This window comes from Bacillus cereus group sp. BfR-BA-01382 (genome assembly GCF_022663475.1).
GTDB classification, from domain to species: Bacteria; Bacillota; Bacilli; order Bacillales; family Bacillaceae_G; genus Bacillus_A; species Bacillus_A thuringiensis_S.
Map to the genome: position 1 here is coordinate 1 of NZ_JAKUFQ010000111.1, position 16,501 is coordinate 16,501.

Genomic DNA, 16,501 nt, shown 5'->3' on the forward strand with positions numbered 1-16,501 from the left:
GCCTGTTGCTCCTGTTATTCCTGTCGCTCCCGTCGGACCGGTTGGACCAACCTTAGGAACTGTCCCATCGCAACTAAAACAGCATGAATCAACATGTACACCATTTTGATTATTACACCCACAATATCCATTTATGTTATTGCTCCATGAAGACATGTTGATCACTTCCTTTACATTCGATCTTTTTAGCGCAATCACCGAATCAAAAAACACCTATCTAAATAACAAAGAAATACTTAGCCTAGTGGGGGATAAAACACAGATTTCCTCCATACATTCTAGTAATTATTACATGCGATTCACTCTCCTTTTGCTTGTACTTTCGCCCCATCTCCACAGATTATTAACCATACACATTACGCTTTCGTACACAGACAAGTTCCCATTTAAACTTTCCACATTCGCCAATCTTTTTAGTAAAGAGGCTGATTCTTCATAAATAGCAACTATAATATATAAAAATCCGTATAACTTGTTATTTTTATTCAAAATTTTAAAAAAATATTGACACTTAAATTATCCTCATAGTATGATTTGGGTGTTGTAATTGATAACCATTTTCACTTATGGTGCTAGTTACAAAAAACACTTAATTTGGGGGCAGAAGATGAAGAAAATTCTCAGTATTTTCATAGTAGTTCTTCTATTCGCTGTTGGATGCGGACAGCAAAAAGAGGAGAAAAAGGAAACAAAAGCGGACAATAAAAATCAAGCTATAACAATTAAACACGCTGAAGGGGAAACAAAGTTAGATAAACCAGCGAAAAAAGTAGTTGTACTTGAGTGGGTATATTCAGAAGACTTATTAGCACTTGGTGTTCAGCCAGTAGGGATGGCAGACATTAAGAATTATAATAAATGGGTAAATACAAAAACAAAACCAAGTAAAGATGTTGTAGATGTAGGGACACGTCAACAACCAAACTTAGAAGAAATTAGCCGTTTAAAACCAGATTTAATTATCACAGCTTCATTCCGTAGTAAAGCAATTAAAAATGAATTAGAGCAAATTGCACCAACAGTTATGTTTGATCCATCAACAAGCAATAACGATCACTTTGCTGAAATGACAGAAACATTTAAACAAATTGCAAAAGCAGTTGGAAAAGAAGAAGAAGGTAAAAAAGTATTAGCTGATATGGATAAAGCCTTCGCTGATGCAAAAGCAAAAATTGAGAAAGCAGACTTAAAAGATAAAAACATCGCAATGGCACAAGCATTTACTGCTAAAAACGTACCAACATTCCGTATCTTAACTGACAATTCTTTAGCTTTACAAGTTACAAAAAAATTAGGTTTAACAAATACTTTTGAAGCAGGAAAATCTGAGCCAGATGGTTTCAAACAAACAACTGTAGAATCATTACAAAGTGTACAAGATTCAAACTTCATTTACATTGTAGCGGATGAAGATAACATTTTTGACACTCAACTAAAAGGCAACCCTGCTTGGGAAGAATTAAAGTTCAAAAAAGAAAACAAAATGTATAAATTAAAAGGCGACACTTGGATTTTCGGTGGTCCTGAGTCTGCAACATCTTTAGCAACACAAGTAGCAGATGTAATGACAGCGAAGAAGTGATTACACAATGAATAGCCTACAACATACACTTCGAGCAAGTCTTGTATTCGGAGGAGGAGCAGCTCTCTTGCTCCTCCTTTTCTTTATTCATATCGGACAAGGTCAAGCAAACATTTCCTATAGTATGATTATTGATGCTCTTATCTCACCGAACCAATCACTAGAGCATCAAACTTTAATTATGCTTCGATTACCTAGGGCCGTAATTGCCATTTTAGCTGGAGGTGCTCTTGCTGCATCTGGGGTCATTTTACAAACATTAACGAAAAATCCACTTGCTGAATCCAGTACAATGGGTATTCACTCTGGCGCATATTTCTTTCTAGTAGCGGCTACAATTTTTTTACCAAAAGGTCTGCAAATTAATTCACTTCTTTTCACATTTATCGGCGGTGCTATTACCGCTTTATTTGTATACCGTATTTCTGGTGGAAAAAAGGGAACCCCACTTAGAATGGCACTAGCTGGTATGGTCGTTACATTAATGCTTTCTGCCTTTACTGGAACGATGCAGCTTTTCTATGAAAATGAAACAGCTGGTTTATTTTTATGGGGAGCTGGATCTCTTATTCAAAATAACTGGGATGGCGTTCAATTTGCTTTTCCATTTATCATTATTTCTTTCCTAGTTTTACTATTTATGTCTCGTAAACTCAACATTCTCTTACTTGGTGATGATGTCGCTGTTTCTCTTGGTGAAAAAACAGCAGTAACACGTCTTATCGCCTTCATTGCTGCGATCTTTTTAACAGCAGTAATTGTAACTGTTGTTGGACCAATTGGATTTGTTGGCTTAGTTGCACCACATTTAATGCGTCTTATTGGCTACCGTCAACACTTTACTCTCCTTCTCTCTTCTTTCTTATGGGGAGCTGTACTATTACTTGGAGCTGATGTCGTTGGTAGACTAATAGATCCAACTGGGGCTGAACTTCCTGTCGGAGCAGTCACGGCAATGATTGGATCACCTTGGCTTATTTACTTAGTCTATCGAATGATGAAATCGAAACAATATATGAATGATAACGGAGCGAATGCAGCTGGAGCTAGTTCTCGCTATTACTCTTATAAAAAGGTAATCATTATCTCTATCACACTTTGCATTGTGACAATTACTCTTGGTGTTACAATCGGTAGTAACGCTTATATCGAAAGTATTACAAATGTTATATCAGGACAATTAACACAATTTGATAAAAATATGATGATGAACCTTCGTTTACCAAGAATGCTCGTTGCTGCTATTGCTGGCGCATGCCTTGCAATAAGTGGGCTTGTTTTCCAAGGTATATTACGAAACCCACTCGCCGATCCTTCTATTATTGGTATTTCATCGGGAGCTGGTGTTGGTGCTTTAACTATTATGTATGTCTTTCCCGCACTTCCTGGTTTCTTCCTACCAATTGGTGCATTTATCGGCGGACTACTTGCAGTTGGAATTGTTCTCTTCTTCTCATGGAAATCAGGATTTAGCCCAACAGCCCTTGCTTTAATAGGAATTGGTATTTCAGCTCTCGGTTCAGCGATTATTCAAATCTTTATCGTTAGAGCAAATTTGAACGTTGCTGCTGCTTTAACATGGCTATCAGGTAGCACGTATGCAAGAGGATGGAATCACTTAGAAAATATCATTCTATATCCATCGCTAATTCTTGTATTCATTATCTTTTTCTTAATAAAACAACTTGATGTTCTCGTACTTGGAGACGATTTAGCAACGGGACTCGGGCAACCAGTAAATAAAACGCGCCTTGCCCTCATTGTGTTAGCAACACTACTTGCATCTGTAAATATCGCAGCTGTCGGTACAATTGCCTTTCTAGGTCTTGTTGCGCCACACTTAGCACGAATCGTCGTTGGTATGAATCATCAAAGATTATTCGTTTGCTCCGCACTATTTGGAGCAATCCTTCTTTCCATTGCTGATTTACTCGGACGAACAATTGCATATCCGAAAGAAATTCCTTCTGGACTTGTCGTTGCTGTACTTGGAGCACCTTATTTCTTATGGTTGATGAGGAAGAGTGGGAAGAAGGTTAATTAAAAAGGAGGCTTCGTTTTAGAAGCCTCCTTTTTATATACTAAATAAAGTGAAACTTTAATTAGTGGGGGGTTTCTTCATCCCCGCTGATTATTAGTCCACACCAATCGGACTTTTATGAGCAGTGGATCTCCCACCTAACTTCTTTGCTCCAGCCGAATCTTGAGGTGGAAGTTTTACTGTCCGACGAATAGCCGGATAAATTACTCTGATCTCACTAATTTCACAGATTTAGTACTCCCCATAAACTCATGATGTACAGTTAATGTGTTCTCCTCAATTTTCAAATCAGCCTTATGCTTTATTTCCCCCACTAAAAATACAAGCTCTACAGAAATAATCCCTTGGTCCACACTTAATATTCGAAAGTCTCCTATAGTAGTCCCTTTCCCAAAAATATTATGTTCCATAAATTCTCCGCCTGTTTTCTCACTATTAATAGATTCTATTTCCAACCCAACTGGCCTGTCTGTACTTTCTGATGACATCCAAGACCCCTTTAACTTTCCAATATCAGCCTCTTTTTTCTTTTCATTTTTTAACTCTTCCTCTTTTTTCTTAACTTCTGCTTGTTGAGTTAGTAAGCCATCGATTTGCTTATTCAGCTCTTCGGCCCGTTGATTTTCCGAAATAAATTGTTGATTTTGGCCAGTATCGTTAACAATTTTATTTACTATCCCTTTAGCCTCTTCATACTTTTTATCACTCTTTAACTTCTCTGCCTTTTCCAATTGACCTATATATTGACCTTTTAACTCTTTATGCTCTATGAGCGAATCTTTTTGTTCTTTCGCTTGACTTTGAAGGATTGCGGAACCATCTTTCATCTTTTCTACTTCTTGAAACAAACCTATTGCTTGTTCTATATTTCCACTCGATTTCTCTTTTATCGAACTTATCATCTTAGTAGTTTGGTCTTTTAATACCTTTGCTTCTTTATCATCCTTTTTCTCTTCTAATGCTAGCTCAAATGATGCTACTGCCGTGTCATATTCTTTACTCGCTAACGCCAATTTCCCTTGATCCATTGCTTTTTTATAGGTTTCATTGCTACATCCTACCATTAAAAATAAAATTATGATTCCTAAAATCAATCTTTTCATAATATCTCCCTAAATTAATATAATTCTATATACACTCAATAGTATCATAAAATTTATATATAAAATTTTAAATACCATCATTAAAACATAAAGGGAACTTGTCATTTCTTCTCGAACTTAATCTATGAACATAAGTAGAGGGGGATAACAATAATGTACCAAACAATTGAAGGCTTTTTACAATCATGGACATACGAAGCAGAGTCTACTCAGAAAATGCTTGATTCATTAACCGATGCATCTTTATCACAGGAAATTGCACCTGAACATTGGACTTTAGGAAGAGTTGCTTGGCATATCGTGACGGCAATTCCTGTGATACTATCTGGCACAGGGCTAAAGTTTGAAGGAGAAACGACAGATTATCCTGTTCCAACTTCTGCAAAAACAATTGCAGATGAATACCGTAAAGTAAACGCGGCTTTTGTTGAAACACTTCAAAGTAAATGGACTGATAAAGACTTAGCTACTATTAATGACTTCTTTGGTCGCCCTATGCCGAATTCTATATTTTTAATGACACTCATTAATCATCAAAATCACCACCGCGGGCAAATGACGGTTTTAATGCGACAAGCCGGCTTAACAGTTCCTGGCGTATATGGTCCCGCAAAAGAAGAATGGGCTGCGGCTGGAATGGAAGCTCCTAAAATGTAACGACAAAAAAGACAAGATGTTTACATATCTTGTCTTTTTCTGTAACTTGTTTCATGTGAAACTTTATAATGCATCTTCACTCTCAATATTTTTAATCCCAAAATAAGCAATCACCATACCGATCGCTGCAAATGTGAATTGAAGAGGTAGAAAAGTCGCTATCGGAAATATTGGCTGGTTATTAATTGCGATTGACACAACAATAATAGATGAAACAATTGTAGTTGGCACTGAACGTTTACGCATTCCGAAATATAGCGGGATTAAACTTATTCCCGCAGTTGCAATGGCTAAAGGAACAAGATTTATTCCTTCTTGCACTAATTGATCTACTGTAAATGGATTAGGAAGAATTGAAAAATAGCTATCTATCCCAAAGAAAACTCCTACTATTAAAATGTTAGATACAATAACTGTTATAAATGTTAATGTCGCTGTAATGACCAACTTACTAATCATCATTTTTCTCCGATTAATAGGATAAGAAAACATAAGTATTATTGTTTTATTTTTATATTCACCAATTATTAACCTTGCGATTAACACACTACCAAAAACAATAAATGTTGCTCTTACTAATGTACTAGCCGTTAACAACATCATCTGCGGATCTCTTATTTCCGGATCACCTTCTACTTGAGCAACGATGCTCGTAAAGATCATTAATGCCAGTATAGTAATATTTGCAATAACTGCCCCTTTTACGTACCAGCCAAGCTTAAATTTTTTCAATTCTAGCTTCATAAGACGTAACATGATAGTCCTCCTTTCCCCTGAAACACCTTAACCCCCAAAACCACACTAGCAATTGTAATAAGTAAAATTGCAATTACTATTATCTTTTTCACCATTCATACCCCAGTTCGTTGTTGTTTTAAGCTTACTTCATGCCACATCAACCTTGTCGATTTTACGATAAGATAGATAACTAATGAAAATCCCTAATAAACAGAGCACAATTGGGATAGCTATAAAATCAAACATACTTACTTGACCGTTTCCAGCCCCAACGTTACCACTAATCAGCATACCAATTATTACTGCGGAAGTAATCGTTGTAGGTGTCGATTTCTTTCTCATTCCAAAAAATAAAGGAATTAAACTTATACCAGATATCATAAATGCACTTATAATAGTAGCTGGAACGATAGCTATTATTTCGCCTATCGTAGCAGGTGTTTCAATCAGTCCCATCATTGGACTCACAAAATAAACGAGCAAACTAATAATGAAAGTAGCGATAATCGTGCTCACAAAACAAAAACAAAAAACAATTGTTAATTTCGCCCTCATTAGCATTTTCCTTTGCAGCGGGTACATAAACGATAGTTGCATTGTTTTGTTCTTATACTCGTCTATTACTAACCGTGATAAAATGACCGAACTAAAAATAATGAATGTTATCCTAATAAAAGTGTTTATTAAAACCATTTGTTGCGTGAAGTCAAAGAAGAGCACGTCTCCCTCGGCTTTAATTCCCAACGCCATAAGGCTTACTGCAGCGAAAATTGCTATAATACAAATTGCTACCCCTTTAAAGTAACTAGATAATTTATGTTTCTTCCATTCGAGCTTCATTAATCTAAGCATACAAACCACTCCTCCATTCTTTATATAACTGTCTTTATGCTGCTAACATTCTAATTCCAGCAGTAACGAAGCTTAACATTCCTATCACTAGTAGAATTAACAACCATTTCCGCTCTGGTTTTCTATAATATAAAATTCCACTTATTAGCATTACGATAAATCCACTTACCAGGTTCAGCCACAGTCCATTAAGCATGAATACCTTCTCCATCCATTACATTTAAGAAATATTCTTCTAAGGAACTATGTTTCTTATTAATACTTTCAATTTCCACATCGTTCATAATAAGTGCTTTTGAAATGGCCTGCTGAGACACTGACGTATCATACACACGAATCATGGTTCCACTCATTATTTTGTAGTTTTTTATACCAAGTTTATCTTCTAAAATATAAGCTGCACGTTTCACATCAGGAACAGTGATTTCAATGTACTCTGTTTGCTTTCCGTTAATACTCTTCATTGAAACTTCTTTTATTAGTTTTCCATTTTGAATCACACCAATTGTATCGGCCATTAATTCCATCTCACCTAAAATATGACTAGAAACTAATAATGTAATACCGTATTCTTTGCAGAGCATTTTAAATAAGTCTCGTAACTCTTTAATGCCAATTGGATCTAAACCGTTAATTGGTTCATCTAAAATGAGCAATTCTGGCTTTGTCACGATTGCCCTTGCAATACCGAGTCGTTGTTTCATTCCTAATGAAAAATCTTTTACTTTTTTATTATCTACCCCTTGTAGTTTCACTAAATGTAAAGCATGGTCAATTGCATTTTTATCGTAGTAGCCCATATATTCACAATGCAGGTCTAAGTTTTCTTTCGCCGTTAATTTATCATAAAAGATTGGGTATTCAATAATTGTCCCCATTCTTTTTAATACTTCATACGATGTATCTGTTAATTTCTCACCGAAAATTTCTATATCACCACTCGTCGGTTTTATTAAATTTGTAATCATTTTCATAATCGTTGTTTTACCAGCACCGTTTGGTCCTAAAAAACCATAAATTTCTCCTTTTTTCACATGCATGTTAACACCGGAAATAACTTCTTTCCCTTTAAACACTTTCGTTAACTGGTTTGTTTTTACTATATATGTCATGTTACTTTCCCCTTTCGCAATACTCTATATTTCTATAATAGACAACAGAAATCTCTTTTTTCTTACCCGTTCCTTACAAATTCCTTACGCTGAAAAAAAGCTTGTAGAATTTACTTCTCTACAAGCTAAAACAGCATCTTTTTTAATACAACTGTAAAAATTGTTTTTTCATAGGGCTTACTAGAAAGATGTATTTCTCCGTCCATCGCTTCCACAAGCCGTTTCGTAATCGTTAATCCTAGACCGCTTCCTTGGTACGATCTATTTCTTGAATCTTCAAGTGTGTACATTCGCTCAAACACTTTATCAATATGAGATTCATCAATTCCTTTTCCTTTATCCCATACGTCTATATACACACTCGTTTCATCATCTCTTAAAGTCATACCGAGTGTCTTTCCATCATCTCCATATGTAATTGCATTTGATATTAAATTATTCAATACTCTGCCTAATACTTCTACATTTCCAAGTGCGTATATATTTCTTTCTGGTATATCAATATGAACCTGAAAACCTTTCGTCGTCACTAAATCATAAAAAGATAAAATCTTCTCGCGGCAAACTTCATTCATATTTACTTTTGTCATTTCAATTGCTTTGTCACCAGATTCTAATTTTGCCAAATCAAAAAACTTATGAATTAGCTCCATCACTTCTAATGTTTTCGTATGCACTTTTTCAAGTAATATTTGTTGTTCTTCTTCACTTATCGTTTTATCCTTATTTAACATTTCTGTATATCCAAGAATAACTGTTAGTGGTGTTTTCAAGTCATGCGAAATATTTGAAAGCATTTTTCTCATCGAAATTTCTACTTTGGCATGATCTGCATTCGTTTTCTGTTTTGCATCTAATAATTGATTAATTGCCACTAATAATTTTTGCAATTCTAGATCATCTGTCATAACGAGTAACGTCTCGCCTGTTTTGTCATTTACAATACTTTCTAACTTTTCATATGTGTATCGTAAATTTTTACTACTATGTTTTCTCATTTTATATTGCATATAAATAACACATAACAATATAAAAATAATACCTATTAACAAATTGACCATATTACATCACTTCCAACTTATAGCCGATGCCCCATAACGTTTTAATATATTCTGGATTAGATGGATCACTTTCAATTTTCTCACGCAATCTTCTCATATGAACATTAATAACGTTATCATCACCGTAATACTCTTCATTCCAAACTAACGTATATATTTGCGCTTTTGTAAATACACGATTTTGATTTTTTACGAACAGTTTTAAAATCTCAAATTCTTTTAAAGTGAGCTTGAGAGGGTTCCCGTTTTTTTCTACAGTAAAATTAATTGGATCGATTGTTAAATCGCCAATCTGAATCATCTTTTCTGTTGTTTCTGTAGCCGAGTATTTCGTAGACCGCCGAATCCCTGCTTTTACACGTGCAGCCAATTCAATCATAGAAAATGGCTTACAAATGTAATCATCTGCTCCAAGTCCTAAGCCAACAGCTTTATCAACATCTGTATCTTTTGCCGACATCATTAAAATCGGAACAGCACTTTTTTCACGAATAATACGTACAACCTCTAATCCGTCTAACTTCGGCATCATTATATCAAGGATCACTAAATCAAAAGATGATTTAAAAAAGGTTTGCACCCCTGCTTCCCCGTCAGACGCCATCGTAACTTGAAAGCCTTCCTTTAATAAATATTTTTCCACCATCTCTTGAATTGAAATATCATCTTCAACTAATAAAATATGATGTGACATATGTCTATCCCCTTTTTTTACAAACATTAACATATCAATTGTATCGCAACGAATGAATGCTGGAAACAGTTATATGAATTTTCAAACCAACTTCCCTTCCTTCCTTAACAATGATATGATGAAATTCACTACGATTGTTCATAATTAACTTTATATAAAGGAGACTTATCATGTCAGAAAACAAAAAAGTAAGCTTAGCTGATTTAATGCGTGAACAACTTGCTAAGAAAAAGCAAGGAAATGGAAATGGTCAAAATGCAAAAAATCAAAACCAAGAAACGAAAAAATTACAAAACCAACAAACAAAGAAGACAAACAACCAACGTAGACGTACAGGTGTGTAAATGAACGGACAAAAACGTTCTAATATCGCACCCGGCCTTGAAGTTGATATTGTATTAAAACAAGATCAACGAACAGGCAAATTAACACGTGGCATTGTAAAAGATATTTTAACAAACTCCCCTTCCCATCCACATGGCATTAAAGTGCGATTGCAGGACGGGCAAGTCGGTAGAGTACAAAATATCGTTCAATAAGAATAGGAGCTCAAGTAAACTCGAGCTCCTTTTTCTTTATTAACCTTTAATTTTCTCGATGAAAACTACTTTTAAATAGTCTCCTTCTTTAAATTGATCAATGGTACGGAAATCTTCTGGTAAAGAATGTTCTTCTAATATTTTATATTTGCCATTCATTTCTTTAAAGGCTGTATCGATAAAGCCTTTAAACTTTTTCATATCGAATGCACTACAATTTGTAGAAGCAACGATAATACCGTTATTTTCTGTAATAGCAATTGTTTCTTTCAATAAATTTTTATAATCTTTTGCTGCACTAAATGTATATTTTTTTGATCGGGCGAAGCTTGGAGGATCAAGTACGACCATATCAAATTTCATCTTTTTCTTAGCTGCATATTTGAAGTAAAGAAATACATCTTCTACAATAATATCTTGTGCTTCATAATCAACTTCATTGACACTAAACTGCTCAATCGTTTTACTTAAACTACGATTTGCAAGGTCAACACTCGTCGTTTTACTCGCTCCGCCAAGCGCTGCAAATACAGAGAAAGCACCTGTATAAGAGAACATATTTAACACTGTTCTTCCCTTTGCATATTTATCACGAATTTGTTTTCGAACGTTACGTTGATCTAAAAATACACCAACCATTGCCCCGTCATTTAAATAAACAGCGAAGTTCACACCGTTCTCTTTTACGATAAGCGGGAACTCACCGCGCTCTCCTGCTACGAAATCATCACCCTCAATATATTTCCCTTTCGTATCAAAACGCTTCTTCTCATAAATGCCTTTAAAGTTTGCTACTTTTTGCAGAGCTGCTATAATCTCATCTCTGAAAGTATAAATCCCTTCACTATACCAACTTACTACGTAGTAGCCGTCATAATAATCGATAATTAGTCCGCCAAGACCATCACCTTCACCGTTTAGGGCGCGGAATGCTGTCGTATCACTTGATTTATAAAATTGTTTTCGTTTATGTAAGGCAGATTTGATTTTACTTTCAAAGAAAGATTGATTAATTTGTTCACTCTCTTTTCTCGTTAAAATCCAGCCGTATCCTTTATTTTGTTTTCCATAATAACCTTTTCCGACAAAGTTGTTCTTCTCATCTACTACTTTGATGATTGTCCCTTCTTCACGAACATCGTTTAAATTTTGAATTGCATCTTTTAAAATAAGTGGATATCCACTTTTAATTTCTTTTATAAATTTCGGTTTTATTTTTATAGTTACTTCTGATCGCATATAATAACTTCCTTTCCATTTGCATGCTTTCTCTATAGGAAGCATTTAAAAAACGAGCCTGAAAAAACAGCCTCGTTTCACTATACCATATTATTGCTTTGCTAGTACAACTCGCTCATTCTCGCACTTAACCGCCACATATTTACTACGTTTTGAAATGGAAATCTCACTGTCCAAAATAATAGAAAAAAATTATATATTTCACATTTACCATTGACAATGATAATGATTTTCATTATCATTTAATGTATATGAGTTCTTGAAAATATAGCTACATTTATAGGAGGAATAAACATGATTATTGTTACAAATACAGCTAAAATTACAAAGGGAAATGGACATAAATTAATTGAGCGTTTTAATAAAGTAGGTAAAGTTGAAACGATGCCAGGCTTTTTAGGTCTAGAAGTTCTTTTAACGCAAAATACAGTTGATTATGATGAGGTAACAATTAGCACTCGATGGAATGCAAAAGAAGATTTCCAAGGTTGGACAAAGAGCGCCGCATTTAAAGATGCTCACTCACATCAAGGTGGAATGCCAGAATATATTCTTGATAATAAAATTGCTTACTATGATGTAAAAGTTGTACGTATGCCAATGGCTGCAGCACAGTAAAAACAGTTCTTTTTTAAAGTATAGAATATGAGAAGCGTTATCTATCACTTCTCATATTCTATACTTTTTTCTTTAATTTCTTTTTACTAACTTTGCGTGTATAACTAGCCTTCCAGCCTCTGGATCAAGCGCATAGTCACAAGTAGAAAGTGTTACGATTTCATCATTAGCCGTCAATTCCGTATCCGTTTTGTACAGTGATTTTTCTTGAACTTCCTTTAAGAACGATGTATATACTGCATCATTTTCAAAATCCGTTTCAATGTAATAAAAGTCCGTTGTTGTCGTATATACTGAAAAAACTTCAACGTCGTATCCTTCAAATAATGTATCGTAATATAATTTACGATGGGACATGAAAAAGTCTTCATCCAACATTTTTTTTAAACTACCAAACATAGAACCGTCTTTCATACGATGGCCATATAAAATCGTATTTCGATTTTGAGATTTCACATCATTACGATGGTCCATAAAAATGCTTCCCGCTCTCATATCTTCACCTTTATAATTACGAAATAAATAGTAATCATTATCTTTTGCTTGAACGATTGGATAATTAATTTGTGTATCATCCATCGTAATCCATCCGACTATCTCTGGATTAATTTTCTGGAGATCCTGAAACTGTTTACGTACCTCTCCGTCTTCCGATTTTTCTTCCATTGGACTTCTTTTATAAATATGTTGTGCCTCAGCCATTACTTTACGATTTTCATAATAATCCATGAAAATCCCACCCAACTCATACATTGAATAGAAAAAGATTCCTAAAAACGCAATTGTAAGTATGCGTTGAAAAAAAGAATTCTTTTTCCGTCCGTTCTTGCTATTCAAATTATCACCTCAAAACGGATTATACTCAGCCTTTAGATTCCCATAGGTACCATATACAATCCAGTATCTTCATCCTGTTTTACAATGACATCTACACCATATATTGCTTTAACCATCTCTTCTGTTATTACATCATTAGGATTACCTTTCGTAATGATCTCTCCATCTTTCATAACGATAATATGGTCGCTATAACGAATGGCTTGATTAATATCATGTAATACCATTACAATCGTTAATCCATACACTTCATTTAACTCTTTCACTAATTCTAATATTTCTAGCTGATAGTAAATATCTAAATAGGTTGTCGGTTCATCTAAGAAAAGCATTGGTGTATTTTGAGCTAATGTCATTGCGATCCAAACTCGCTGCCTCTCTCCACCGGATAAAGCATAGATTGGCTTATCACGCTTACTTTGTAAATTCGTACATACTAGTGCACGCTCTATCGCTTCTCTATCTTCATCTGTTTGCGGAGAGAAAATATTTTTATATGGCATACGCCCAAAGCTTATTAGCTTTTCCACTGTAATATCTGCTGGAGCCTCATTTTGTTGGTGGACAACTGCTAGCTTTCTAGCAAACTCTTTCGGTTTATATTCACTAATCGCTTTCCCATCAAGTATTACTTCTCCACTGCTAGGAACGTGATTTCTAGACATGACACTAAGTAATGTTGATTTCCCGCATCCATTCGGGCCAATGATTGTTGTAATTTTCCCAATTTCTATTTCACTACTAACAGACTTTAAACGATTTGTTACGTTATCATATGAAAAGGTTACATTTTTAATTTCCATGAACTTTATCACTCTTTCTAAGCAAGAATATTAAGAATGGACCACCAATAACCGCCATAATTGTTGCTGCTGGAATTTCATTAGGTGGCACAATTAACCTTCCAATCGTATCCGCCGTCAAAATTAATAACGCCCCTGCAAGAGCAGAAAATGGAATTAATACTTTATGGTCTGAACCGACCAATTGTCTTGAAATATGCGGAACTAGCAATCCTACAAAAGCAATAACACCTGCAATCGCTGTTGATACTGCCGCTAAGAGTACTGCAATGGCAGAAATAATAAGACGAACTCTCGTCACGTGCAAGCCTAAGTTTTTCGCAGTCTTATCTTGTAGCGATAATAAGTTACACCAAGCTCCTACGAACAGAGCAAGAATAAGACCAATCGTTCCATAAGTCACCATTATTTCTACATCGCCCCACGTCTTCATTGTTATGTTAGAAGTCGTCGTTTGCTTAATACTTTTAATAAAATACCCACAAATCGTAACGAATGATTCATTTAATCCAGTAAACATCGCATTAATGGCAATACCAATTAAAATAATGCGAAGTGGGCTTAACCCTGACTTCCATGAAAACGAATAAACGAGATAACACGCAAGCGCACCACCTAAAAAGGCGAATACGGGGGTCCAGAAAAAGAATTGCGGGAACAAAGTAATAATAACGAGTGTCATAAAACTTGCTCCTGAAGATATACCGATTACCCCAGCATCAGCGAGTGGATTCTTCATAACAGCTTGAAAAAGCACCCCTGAAACAGCAAGAGCCGCTCCAGTGAACAGCGCAATAATAATACGAGGGAAACGTAAATCTTTAATGACTTCAACATCTTCATTTCCACCTATAAATATCCCTTGTACAAGTTCAACAATACCTACTTCTAAACTCCCTTTCATCGCTGACAATGATGTCATAACAATGAGCAATGCAGTAACAATGAGGAAACTCCAAGTTTTTTTATTCATTCTACTCTTCCTTTATATTAAAATGCATCACGGATACATCATTTTTTTCAATTCATCTAAAGCTTCAATTGCTGCTAAATTGCCTGTCGTTCCAAATAAACGCTCTTCTAAATCATAAACACGGTTATTTTTAACCGCAGCAAAGTGTTTCCAAATATCATTTGTTTTAAATTCTTTATCAAACATTTTTACAACCTCATCAGGCATACCATGAGCTGCTCGTAAAATAATATCTGGATCAGCTTTCTTTAAATACTCTGTATTAGAAGCTAAATATTCTACTTGTTCACCTTGCACAATATTTTTACCACCTAATTGTTTTACTAAATCTCCAATATAAGAATGCTCTGTTGCTACTAAATAACTTCCCGGCACACCTAATAAAATAAGCACTGTCGGTTCTTTCTTTCCTTTTACTTCCTTTTGAATGCTAGCAACCTTTTTATCTAACTTAGTTACTACTGCTTCAGCCTGTTTTTCACGTCCATATTTCTTACCTAAATCGCTAATAGAACTTTGCATATTTTTTAAACTCGTTAAATCTAAAAAGTTTGCTTTCATACCCACACCATCAAAAACTGGCTTTAATTCGTATTCAAGTGTTGTCACAGATAACACTTCTGAAGGCTTTAATGACTTTACCTTTTCCATATCTGGACTCATTGGATTCCCAACTTCAGGTAAACCTTTATATCGCTTCGGTAAAGTTTTAGAACTTGTTGGAACACCGACTAAATCTACTTCTAACGCATCCATAATTTCAGTAACAGCCACTGTTGTTGCAACAACGCGCTCTTTACTCTCTCTCTTTACCTGCTTTGCTGTTTCTTTTTTTGGTGACGAGCACCCGGCTATACTCATTAACAAAATGATAGCCATTAGTACACTTACGATTTTCTTCACTCTCAATCACCACTCCCTTCCATACAATATGAAACAAGTCTTGATGCACGCGAACATGCATCAAGACTCCAAAAATTACAATCTACCTGCTCTATATTTACGAACTAGTAAAGCAAGTGAACCTAGCAGTAACACCATATATAAACCAAGTTGTGCTGTATCTGCAGTTTTTGAGTTTTTCTCTTTTTTTGAATCATTTTTTGTATCTTCTTTTTTCTTCTGACCATCTGCATTTCGGTTAAAATCAGGAGTACCTACTGTTTTTACATTATCTACTTTCGGTGTAGTCACTGGATTTTCCGGTTCATTCTTCGGTTCCTCTTTAATAGTTCCTAACGCGCCGATATTATTTGTATCAAATTGAATTTGTACATCGTAGAAATGATGATAGTTCATCTCATCGATGTCTACCTTTACTTTTGCGTTTAATTTTTTAAATAGATCTTCTACTTCAAACTGTACTACTCGCGTATTTGCATTTTTATCTTCGCTTACTACTTTCGCATCAGCGAATAGTTCCTTGTTTTCCGTTTGGAATTTCGTAATCCACGCACTATTTTTCAGCGTCATCTCAATGTATTTTTTACCATCTTTTACGATTAATTTCGCTGGATTTACAACATAGTCATGCATCTTTGAAATTTCATCTGTTTTATCTTTTAATACTTTAAATGTAATATCATATTGGCCATCTACTAAATTTTTCGGATCAACTATTACTCTCGGGTTATTATTTCCACCTTGGTTGT

General features: G+C 35.0%; 19 protein-coding genes and 1 pseudogene. 6 read left to right on the top strand and 14 right to left on the bottom strand.

Features of this window, described 5'->3' with window-relative positions; translation table 11 throughout:
* A pseudogene (locus MR160_RS35395) lies at window positions 1-156 on the bottom strand (BclA C-terminal domain-containing protein); the annotation flags it as partial.
* A 451-nt stretch (window positions 157-607) separates the two neighbouring features.
* Between MR160_RS35395 and MR160_RS28200 the strand changes: the two are divergent.
* Both MR160_RS28200 and fhuB read left to right on the top strand, forming a co-directional pair.
* Entirely contained in the window at window positions 608-1,582 is a 975-nt protein-coding gene (locus MR160_RS28200) for an ABC transporter substrate-binding protein (RefSeq protein ID WP_000722824.1), read from the top strand.
* 7 nt (window positions 1,583-1,589) lie between these two features.
* On the top strand, window positions 1,590-3,626 hold the full coding sequence (gene fhuB / locus MR160_RS28205) for a Fe(3+)-hydroxamate ABC transporter permease FhuB (RefSeq protein ID WP_001087104.1): 2,037 nt from the start codon (window positions 1,590-1,592) through the stop codon (window positions 3,624-3,626).
* 200 nt (window positions 3,627-3,826) lie between these two features.
* On the opposite strand, the gene MR160_RS28210 is transcribed toward fhuB, so the two are convergent.
* The gene (locus tag MR160_RS28210) at window positions 3,827-4,726 is read right to left on the bottom strand and encodes a tetratricopeptide repeat protein (protein WP_000825582.1); all 900 of its coding nucleotides are present in this window, start codon (window positions 4,724-4,726) and stop codon (window positions 3,827-3,829) included.
* A 153-nt stretch (window positions 4,727-4,879) separates the two neighbouring features.
* On the opposite strand from MR160_RS28210, the gene MR160_RS28215 reads away from it, so the two are divergent.
* Window positions 4,880-5,383 carry a DinB family protein gene (locus tag MR160_RS28215; protein ID WP_000284976.1) on the top strand — a complete coding sequence of 168 codons (504 nt, stop codon included), beginning with the start codon at window positions 4,880-4,882 and terminating at the stop codon, window positions 5,381-5,383.
* A gap of 63 nt (window positions 5,384-5,446) precedes the next feature.
* On the opposite strand, the gene MR160_RS28220 is transcribed toward MR160_RS28215, so the two are convergent.
* From MR160_RS28220 to MR160_RS28245, 6 genes are all read right to left on the bottom strand, one after another.
* On the bottom strand, window positions 5,447-6,139 hold the full coding sequence (locus tag MR160_RS28220; protein ID WP_000945187.1) for an ABC transporter permease: 693 nt from the start codon (window positions 6,137-6,139) through the stop codon (window positions 5,447-5,449).
* A gap of 129 nt (window positions 6,140-6,268) precedes the next feature.
* Window positions 6,269-6,973 carry an ABC transporter permease gene (locus tag MR160_RS28225; protein ID WP_000945208.1) on the bottom strand — a complete coding sequence of 235 codons (705 nt, stop codon included), beginning with the start codon at window positions 6,971-6,973 and terminating at the stop codon, window positions 6,269-6,271.
* Between the two features lie 34 nt (window positions 6,974-7,007).
* On the bottom strand, window positions 7,008-7,169 hold the full coding sequence (locus MR160_RS28230; protein WP_000931814.1) for a hypothetical protein: 162 nt from the start codon (window positions 7,167-7,169) through the stop codon (window positions 7,008-7,010).
* On the bottom strand, window positions 7,162-8,085 hold the full coding sequence (locus MR160_RS28235; protein ID WP_000221121.1) for an ABC transporter ATP-binding protein: 924 nt from the start codon (window positions 8,083-8,085) through the stop codon (window positions 7,162-7,164). Before MR160_RS28235 ends, MR160_RS28230 begins: the two co-directional genes overlap by 8 nt.
* Window positions 8,086-8,210: 125 nt before the next feature.
* A complete protein-coding gene (locus tag MR160_RS28240; RefSeq protein ID WP_000247670.1) occupies window positions 8,211-9,146 on the bottom strand; it encodes a HAMP domain-containing histidine kinase in 936 nt (311 codons plus the stop codon).
* Window position 9,147: 1 nt separating this feature from the next.
* Window positions 9,148-9,840: a response regulator transcription factor gene (locus MR160_RS28245; protein WP_000018046.1), complete on the bottom strand. Its 693-nt coding sequence runs from the start codon at window positions 9,838-9,840 to the stop codon at window positions 9,148-9,150.
* Window positions 9,841-10,010: 170 nt separating this feature from the next.
* Here MR160_RS28245 and MR160_RS28250 point away from each other — a divergent pair, with 170 nt between their 5' ends.
* Both MR160_RS28250 and MR160_RS28255 read left to right on the top strand, forming a co-directional pair.
* Window positions 10,011-10,184, top strand: a complete 174-nt coding sequence (locus MR160_RS28250) for a hypothetical protein (protein ID WP_001293576.1) — start codon at window positions 10,011-10,013, stop codon at window positions 10,182-10,184.
* A complete protein-coding gene (locus MR160_RS28255; RefSeq protein WP_001014310.1) occupies window positions 10,185-10,379 on the top strand; it encodes a YwbE family protein in 195 nt (64 codons plus the stop codon). It abuts the gene before it with no gap.
* A 39-nt stretch (window positions 10,380-10,418) separates the two neighbouring features.
* Here MR160_RS28255 and MR160_RS28260 read toward each other — a convergent pair whose 3' ends face one another.
* On the bottom strand, window positions 10,419-11,618 hold the full coding sequence (locus MR160_RS28260) for a class I SAM-dependent rRNA methyltransferase (RefSeq protein WP_001255945.1): 1,200 nt from the start codon (window positions 11,616-11,618) through the stop codon (window positions 10,419-10,421).
* Window positions 11,619-11,912: 294 nt separating this feature from the next.
* Here MR160_RS28260 and isdG point away from each other — a divergent pair, with 294 nt between their 5' ends.
* Window positions 11,913-12,236 carry a heme oxygenase gene (isdG, locus tag MR160_RS28265; protein WP_000587818.1) on the top strand — a complete coding sequence of 108 codons (324 nt, stop codon included), beginning with the start codon at window positions 11,913-11,915 and terminating at the stop codon, window positions 12,234-12,236.
* A gap of 72 nt (window positions 12,237-12,308) precedes the next feature.
* Here isdG and srtB read toward each other — a convergent pair whose 3' ends face one another.
* The 5 genes from srtB to MR160_RS28290 all read right to left on the bottom strand — a co-directional run.
* Window positions 12,309-13,073: a class B sortase gene (srtB, locus tag MR160_RS28270; protein ID WP_002162479.1), complete on the bottom strand. Its 765-nt coding sequence runs from the start codon at window positions 13,071-13,073 to the stop codon at window positions 12,309-12,311.
* Window positions 13,074-13,105: 32 nt separating this feature from the next.
* The gene (locus tag MR160_RS28275; RefSeq protein ID WP_000403765.1) at window positions 13,106-13,876 is read right to left on the bottom strand and encodes an ABC transporter ATP-binding protein; all 771 of its coding nucleotides are present in this window, start codon (window positions 13,874-13,876) and stop codon (window positions 13,106-13,108) included.
* The gene (locus MR160_RS28280) at window positions 13,866-14,849 is read right to left on the bottom strand and encodes a FecCD family ABC transporter permease (protein WP_001036829.1); all 984 of its coding nucleotides are present in this window, start codon (window positions 14,847-14,849) and stop codon (window positions 13,866-13,868) included. Before MR160_RS28280 ends, MR160_RS28275 begins: the two co-directional genes overlap by 11 nt.
* 27 nt (window positions 14,850-14,876) lie before the next feature.
* A complete protein-coding gene (gene isdE, locus MR160_RS28285) occupies window positions 14,877-15,758 on the bottom strand; it encodes a heme ABC transporter substrate-binding protein IsdE (RefSeq protein WP_016077231.1) in 882 nt (293 codons plus the stop codon).
* Window positions 15,759-15,827: 69 nt separating this feature from the next.
* On the bottom strand, window positions 15,828-16,501 hold a 674-nt coding region (locus tag MR160_RS28290), incomplete at its 5' end, for an NEAT domain-containing protein (RefSeq protein WP_242298673.1).

Bases quoted from the DNA above. Each gene is read 5' to 3' on its own strand.
- MR160_RS28200 (WP_000722824.1), top strand. From the start codon at position 608: ATGAAGAAAATTCTCAGTATTTTCATAGTAGTTCTTCTATTCGCTGTT.
- fhuB (WP_001087104.1), top strand. From the start codon at position 1,590: ATGAATAGCCTACAACATACACTTCGAGCAAGTCTTGTATTCGGAGGA.
- MR160_RS28210 (WP_000825582.1), bottom strand. From the start codon at position 4,726: ATGAAAAGATTGATTTTAGGAATCATAATTTTATTTTTAATGGTAGGA.
- MR160_RS28215 (WP_000284976.1), top strand. From the start codon at position 4,880: ATGTACCAAACAATTGAAGGCTTTTTACAATCATGGACATACGAAGCA.
- MR160_RS28220 (WP_000945187.1), bottom strand. From the start codon at position 6,139: ATGTTACGTCTTATGAAGCTAGAATTGAAAAAATTTAAGCTTGGCTGG.
- MR160_RS28225 (WP_000945208.1), bottom strand. From the start codon at position 6,973: ATGCTTAGATTAATGAAGCTCGAATGGAAGAAACATAAATTATCTAGT.
- MR160_RS28230 (WP_000931814.1), bottom strand. From the start codon at position 7,169: ATGCTTAATGGACTGTGGCTGAACCTGGTAAGTGGATTTATCGTAATG.
- MR160_RS28235 (WP_000221121.1), bottom strand. From the start codon at position 8,085: ATGACATATATAGTAAAAACAAACCAGTTAACGAAAGTGTTTAAAGGG.
- MR160_RS28240 (WP_000247670.1), bottom strand. From the start codon at position 9,146: ATGGTCAATTTGTTAATAGGTATTATTTTTATATTGTTATGTGTTATT.
- MR160_RS28245 (WP_000018046.1), bottom strand. From the start codon at position 9,840: ATGTCACATCATATTTTATTAGTTGAAGATGATATTTCAATTCAAGAG.
- MR160_RS28250 (WP_001293576.1), top strand. From the start codon at position 10,011: ATGTCAGAAAACAAAAAAGTAAGCTTAGCTGATTTAATGCGTGAACAA.
- MR160_RS28255 (WP_001014310.1), top strand. From the start codon at position 10,185: ATGAACGGACAAAAACGTTCTAATATCGCACCCGGCCTTGAAGTTGAT.
- MR160_RS28260 (WP_001255945.1), bottom strand. From the start codon at position 11,618: ATGCGATCAGAAGTAACTATAAAAATAAAACCGAAATTTATAAAAGAA.
- isdG (WP_000587818.1), top strand. From the start codon at position 11,913: ATGATTATTGTTACAAATACAGCTAAAATTACAAAGGGAAATGGACAT.
- MR160_RS28275 (WP_000403765.1), bottom strand. From the start codon at position 13,876: ATGGAAATTAAAAATGTAACCTTTTCATATGATAACGTAACAAATCGT.
- MR160_RS28280 (WP_001036829.1), bottom strand. From the start codon at position 14,849: ATGAATAAAAAAACTTGGAGTTTCCTCATTGTTACTGCATTGCTCATT.